This is a genomic window from Enterobacter sp. PTB, assembly GCF_051130085.1.
In the GTDB taxonomy this organism is placed as follows: domain Bacteria; phylum Pseudomonadota; class Gammaproteobacteria; order Enterobacterales; family Enterobacteriaceae; genus Enterobacter; species Enterobacter ludwigii.
The window spans coordinates 1-5,384 of sequence record NZ_JBDKEE010000058.1 but is presented as its reverse complement, the minus strand read 5'-3'; the positions used below and the strand labels follow the sequence as shown (position 1 = coordinate 5,384).

The 5,384-nt window shown below is 49.4% G+C and carries 7 protein-coding genes and 1 pseudogene; 4 read left to right on the top strand and 4 right to left on the bottom strand.

Annotated elements, in window-relative coordinates; genetic code table 11:
- On the top strand, positions 1-869 hold an 869-nt coding region (gene tnpC / locus AAIR21_RS27145; RefSeq protein ID WP_434682738.1), incomplete at its 5' end, for an IS66 family transposase.
- A 200-nt stretch (positions 870-1,069) separates the two neighbouring features.
- On the opposite strand, the pseudogene AAIR21_RS27140 reads toward tnpC, so the two are convergent.
- Positions 1,070-1,339, bottom strand: a pseudogene (locus AAIR21_RS27140) (C40 family peptidase); the annotation flags it as partial.
- Positions 1,340-1,356: 17 nt separating this feature from the next.
- Complete coding sequence (locus tag AAIR21_RS27135; RefSeq protein ID WP_434682739.1) at positions 1,357-1,434, bottom strand: NlpC/P60 family protein; 78 nt, start codon at positions 1,432-1,434, stop codon at positions 1,357-1,359.
- Between the two features lie 299 nt (positions 1,435-1,733).
- Between AAIR21_RS27135 and AAIR21_RS27130 the strand changes: the two genes are divergently transcribed.
- The 3 genes from AAIR21_RS27130 (at position 1,734) to AAIR21_RS27120 (ending at position 3,138) form a co-directional block, all read left to right on the top strand.
- Positions 1,734-2,150 (top strand): YcgJ family protein, encoded by a 417-nt coding sequence (locus tag AAIR21_RS27130; protein ID WP_434682737.1) that lies wholly within the window; start codon positions 1,734-1,736, stop codon positions 2,148-2,150.
- 213 nt (positions 2,151-2,363) lie between these two features.
- Complete coding sequence (locus AAIR21_RS27125; RefSeq protein ID WP_333169035.1) at positions 2,364-2,756, top strand: DUF3761 domain-containing protein; 393 nt, start codon at positions 2,364-2,366, stop codon at positions 2,754-2,756.
- 13 nt (positions 2,757-2,769) lie between these two features.
- Entirely contained in the window at positions 2,770-3,138 is a 369-nt protein-coding gene (locus AAIR21_RS27120) for a YidB family protein (RefSeq protein ID WP_333169036.1), read from the top strand.
- Between the two features lie 479 nt (positions 3,139-3,617).
- On the opposite strand, the gene AAIR21_RS27115 is transcribed toward AAIR21_RS27120, so the two are convergent.
- Positions 3,618-3,833 (bottom strand): hypothetical protein, encoded by a 216-nt coding sequence (locus AAIR21_RS27115; protein ID WP_422701960.1) that lies wholly within the window; start codon positions 3,831-3,833, stop codon positions 3,618-3,620.
- Between the two features lie 160 nt (positions 3,834-3,993).
- The gene (locus tag AAIR21_RS27110; protein WP_333169038.1) at positions 3,994-5,175 is read right to left on the bottom strand and encodes a tyrosine-type recombinase/integrase; all 1,182 of its coding nucleotides are present in this window, start codon (positions 5,173-5,175) and stop codon (positions 3,994-3,996) included.
- Positions 5,176-5,384 lie beyond the last annotated feature (209 nt).

The following is a 5,384-nucleotide window of genomic DNA, read 5'->3' as shown; positions in this document are numbered from 1 at the left end:
GAGAGCAGCTTCGTCCGCTGTATGACGAGCTGAACCACTATGTGCTGATGCCGGGTAAAGTGCATGCCGACGACACGCCGGTGAATGTCCTGGAGCCGGGAAGCGGCAAAACCCGCACCGGACGTCTGTGGGTCTATGTTCGGGATGATCGCAACGCCGGCTCAACCATGCCGGCAGCAGTGTGGTTCTCCTACTCACCCGACCGCAAAGGTATCCACCCACAGCGACATCTGGCGGGCTACAGCGGCATCCTGCAGGCCGATGCGTACGCGGGTTATAACGGCCTCTATGAAAATGGGCGAGTAACCGAAGCGGCCTGCATGGCACATGCCCGACGCAAGATCCACGATGTACATGTTCGTCATCCAACGACAGTAACAACAGAAGCGCTCAGTCGTATCGGTGCGCTGTATGCAATCGAGTCAGAGATCCGCGGCAGTCCGGCAGATGAGCGACTGGCCGCCAGAAAAGCCAGAAGCGTCCCGTTGATGCAATCGCTGTACGACTGGATACAACAGCAGATGAACACGCTGTCGCGACACTCAGATACCGCGAAGGCACTCGCTTATATGCTGAAGCAGTGGGATGCTCTGAATGAGTACTGCCGCAATGGCTGGGTGGAGATAGACAACAACTTGTGTGAAAACGCCCTCCGGGTGGTTGCGCTGGGGCGGCGTAACTACATGTTCTTCGGCTCTGACGGTGGTGGCGACAGTACAGCGGTGATGTACAGCCTGATCGGAAGCTGCAAACTTAACGGCATCGAGCCAGAAGCCTGGCTGCGCCACGTGATCAGCGTCATCAATACCTGGCCAGTCAACCGCGTGAAAGAGCTGTTGCCCTGGAACGTCAGCCTGCCTGTAAACTAAATATTACTCTACGTCCTCAACGAGGCGCTTACGGATCATGGACGACTGGGAGCCGTAATCATGCCGGTTTTGACTTGCTAACACCCCAAGTATAAGGGGGACGAATAAGGTAATGGGGATAATCGTCCCTGTTATTTTATACAAAGTGCCTGTCCTTCGTTATGTTTTGTCCGGAGGGGGACTGAATGGCCAGACTCATTTTATACCGGATATACCTGGTCAGAATCGAGTACCGGTAGGCGTCGGGCTCCACGGTAATGGCGGCGGTAGTTATCCTGGTCCAGACTGACTACCTTCACATTCTGACCGGTATGTGGCGCTTCAATAAAATATCCGTTGCCCAAATAAACGCCCACATGGTCAACGTCACCGCCCTTCATGGCGAAAAAGACCATATCGCCTGGTTTTAGATTCTGAAACTGAACGGGGTGTGCCTGTGCCATGCTGAACATGCCTTCAGCCGTTCTCGGGAGCCGGGTATTGAAGTTTAAACCAGCCCACTACAGTCAAAACCGGTCTCCGGTGATATGCCACCCCAGCGATAGGGCTTCCCCAGTTGAGCCATCAGCGTATTGATGACACGAGTTCGTGCCGGTTTTAAGGGATAATAAGGCGTTAATCTGGCTGAAATACGGGCGTTCGTTTTTTTGTATCCGGGCGAATGTGATTTTGCGTGGATGACAGGGGATGCTAGTGTCGATGCTTGGTACCCGAGCAATAGTAAAAAAAGAAATGGTCGGTGGCGATACATTCTCAATCCTCGCTTTTATCTCCTTAATTGTTTTCGGGACGGTAGCGATGTGTTGTAAAGCCGCCGACAACAATTAGGTCCGTATTGCTGTATTGTGAACGCAGGCTCCCTGTGTGATAACCCGTTATGGACGCAGTGGTGCTGCGCTTGTAAATTTCATCGAATGGAGAAAGTTTGTGAAAAGATTATCAGTTATGGCAATGTTGCTGATTACGTCAGTTTCTTCATTTGCAGCAGATATTTATTCTCCTGCTCGCGGTGTGTTGTGTGACAAAAAATCCGGGTTTTGTGTTGATAATCAGGGGGTTGCCATGGGGCTGACGGCACTCTACTTGGGAAGGTCTGTGGAGGCTAACCTGCAAAAGTCATTAGGTGATGGCGTTAATCTTGATTTGAGTGAATATACATTCAGCAATGGTATCCATTGTGTTTCAGGTGAGCAACAGTGTTACAAAGACCGCTTTTATCCGAGAACACCTGATAAGAAAGAAAAAAAACTAACGTCACAGATTTTTGGCAAAGAACGGTAGAGGCGGTTGCTATTTTGCTGATGAAGGAACAGCAGGATCTCATTATTCCGGCAGCGAGTATTGCAATCATGCTACTCAGCGAACTCTAATTCTCCCCGCGCATGAGGCGCGATCTGATCCCGATTTTGTGCCCCCGTACTACAAAACGCTTGCTCAGACACGACTCCCGTTTTCAGAACTTAGGTTTAACAGTTAATAAGGTTAACATTGAGTATGCGTAAATTACCTCTTGTCCTGATTGTCTGTGGCCTCATCTGGAGTGCCGGAACGATGGCGGCATCTCCGGCAAAGAAGGATGTCCAGCCATCAACTGATGTACAGACCATTGATACAGTCGCACCGAAGAAGGCCCCCCGCCTGCACCTTAAACAAAAGACTGATGAAGCGATTACCCAACCGGCTGATACGACTCCGGATAAGGCAGTGCGTGACAACAGTGGGCGGTTCGTCAAAAAGGATAAAGTCCCGACGGTGTCAACGCCTGCACCAGCAGGTACAGAATCCGGTGCAACAGCTCGTTGTCAGGACGGTACATTCAGTCACAGTAAACAGCACAGTGGTTCCTGTTCACGCCACGGCGGTGTGGCGCAATGGCTGACCGAATAGCGGGAGATGCAACATGAGTATACTGAACAGTATTTTGGGACGGTTATTCCAGGGAACGGATGTGCATCCAAATCTAATGGCTTTTTTGTCGTGGGTGCAGGATGAAGGGGGGATTTCGGCGCTGCTGGCGCGCTTTAAGTCTCTGGAAGAAGGCGGGATGACGGCTGAAAATCTTACCCCTGAGCATATCAATAGTTTTTTCAGCGCTGATGAATTGTCTTCGCTTGCGCAACGCATGGGGATATCTCAGACCGACATGACAAACTGGATTAGCGTCCATCTGCCAGCCATGTTGCAGCATTTGTCTCCTGAAGAGCATCAACTGGGCGGCAGCAATATGTTGAATACAGCGTTGTCGATTCTTCGCGATCGTATGAAGTGATATTTCCCTCCCTGATGCAATGAAATGCTCAGGGAGAGTTTCTCATTAGTTCCCCATGAGGTCTGTCTCAGTCCGAAGACCTCTATTTGTGCCAACATCAGCGCTAAGGTTACAGCGCTGAGCCTTATACCCCGAAGAACAAAGTTATTATCCGTAGCCGGGCAAGCCGTTGACGCCGGTTTCCACGAGATAATAGCGCCTCGGACCGGAAGCCTCTCTTCCGTTCGGACAATAACATCGCAGCGACACGACGTCTTCGCAAATTGAATAACGCTATTTGTGTAAGCCTCATGAACTGCCACGCCGGGTAGTCATCGCGAGGAACTCAATTCAAGAAACAATTTTCTGGCGATATGGGATTGATTGAGGCCCGGAATATGAGAAGACGCAATATAATAGTGGTTTCATTGGAATAATCCTCATGTAAATCCTCTGATGATAGGGCCTGATTTGCCATAACATGCCTTGTGAGGGTTATTTCATGCCGTTTCTTTAATTATTTCAAGAGCTATCAATCTTGCTGTTGACTCCATAGACTCAATTCGATGCCAACCTGGACCATATATCGCTGGATCATTTTTAGAACCAATGCCTTCAACCGTAATACTTTGGGTGTGTCTATTTCCTTTTAACTCCTGAGTGGCGGTTGTATATATATAGTTCTTGTTATTAATTTGTATTTCATATTTTAACATATTGAGTCCTTATTGGTGATGGGACGAATTACATGGTATCAACAGATAACGTTTATGATAATAAATTACATGAATAATTTTGTCCGTAACTTAGAGGAACCAGAACAGTTACCTTCGCTAATAAAAAAGACACCCGACTACGAAGGCCAGGCACCAGGGGTTATGTTTGACTTATCATGTTGGCTATTTGGTCTGCGTACCACTGCATCATCTCTCGTCGGCCATCCAGATACTGAGCATGGTTGTATGTACCGCGAACACTGTTCTTATCCACGTGAGCGAGTTGCATTTCGATCCATGCAGTGTTGAAACCATGTTCATGCAAAATGGTACTCATTGTGTGCCTGAAGCCGTGGCCGGTAGCCTTGCCATCATAACCGATACGTTTGATCACCATGTTAATACTGGCTTCACTCATCGGTTTGTTGATGTTGCAGCGCCCGGGAAATACCAGTTGGTACTGACCGGTGAAGGTACGGAGTTCATGCAGGATCGCCAGTACCTGGTCTGACAAAGGCACCAGATGCTTACGGCGCTTCTTCATACGGCTCTCGGGGATCGTCCATAATGCATTCTCCAGATCAAACTCATGCCACTCTGCAGCACGAAGTTCAATAGTGCGCACACCTGTAAGCAACAGCAGGCTGGTTGCCATGCGAGTAATGCAACTGCCATGGTAATCAGCCAGACTGGCAAGGAACGCAGGCAATTCAGAAGCCTGGAGGTGAGGGAAGTGCTCGGTCTTTGGCGCAGTCAGAGTACCGGTGAGTTCCGCTGCCGGATTAATTGTCGCCCGTCCGGTAGCGATGGCATAGCGGAAGATTTGATTACAGTACTGCCTGACCTTACGGAGTTTCTCCAGCGAACCTCGTTTTTCAATCAGGCGTAAAACCTCCAGCATCTCCAGAGGCAGGATCTCAGCGACAGGGCGTTTGCCCACATGAGGGAAGATATCCTTCTCCAGCGCTTCCATAACGCTCTCAGCGTAGCTTTCTGACCATGAGATAGACTTGTGCTTATGCCATTCCATGGCGAGCGCCCTGAAGGTATTGACCACGGATATCTTTTTGGCGATTTTTTCGAGCTGCTTTTTCTCACTCGGGTCACCTCCGTCGGCAATCACCTTTCTGGCTTCGTCGCGTTTTACACGCGCGTCAGCCAGAGAGACCTCAGGGTAAACACCGATAGATAACTTTTTCTCTTTACCGGCGATACGGTATTTCATACGCCAGTAGCGTTTTCCTGTGGTGGTCACCAGGAGAAAAAGGCCACGTTCGTCAGAGAGTTTATAATCCTTCTCTTTAGGCTTTGCGGTCTCGACCTGCCGGGCTGTCAGTGCCATATGGGGGCCTCAAATTTCATTGAACACAATGAGCCCCCTGAAAAGCCCCCAGATGCAACTTGATTAAGATAGCATTGAGTTGAAGTCAGTGGAGTTCGGTATGTCAGAAAATGACATATGGCAGTGATTATACTTGAATTTTGTGGAGTTTGGGTGCGTATTCCGCTCTGTTCGATCATGTTTTCGCGTGGAACGTCGATCAGCGATTC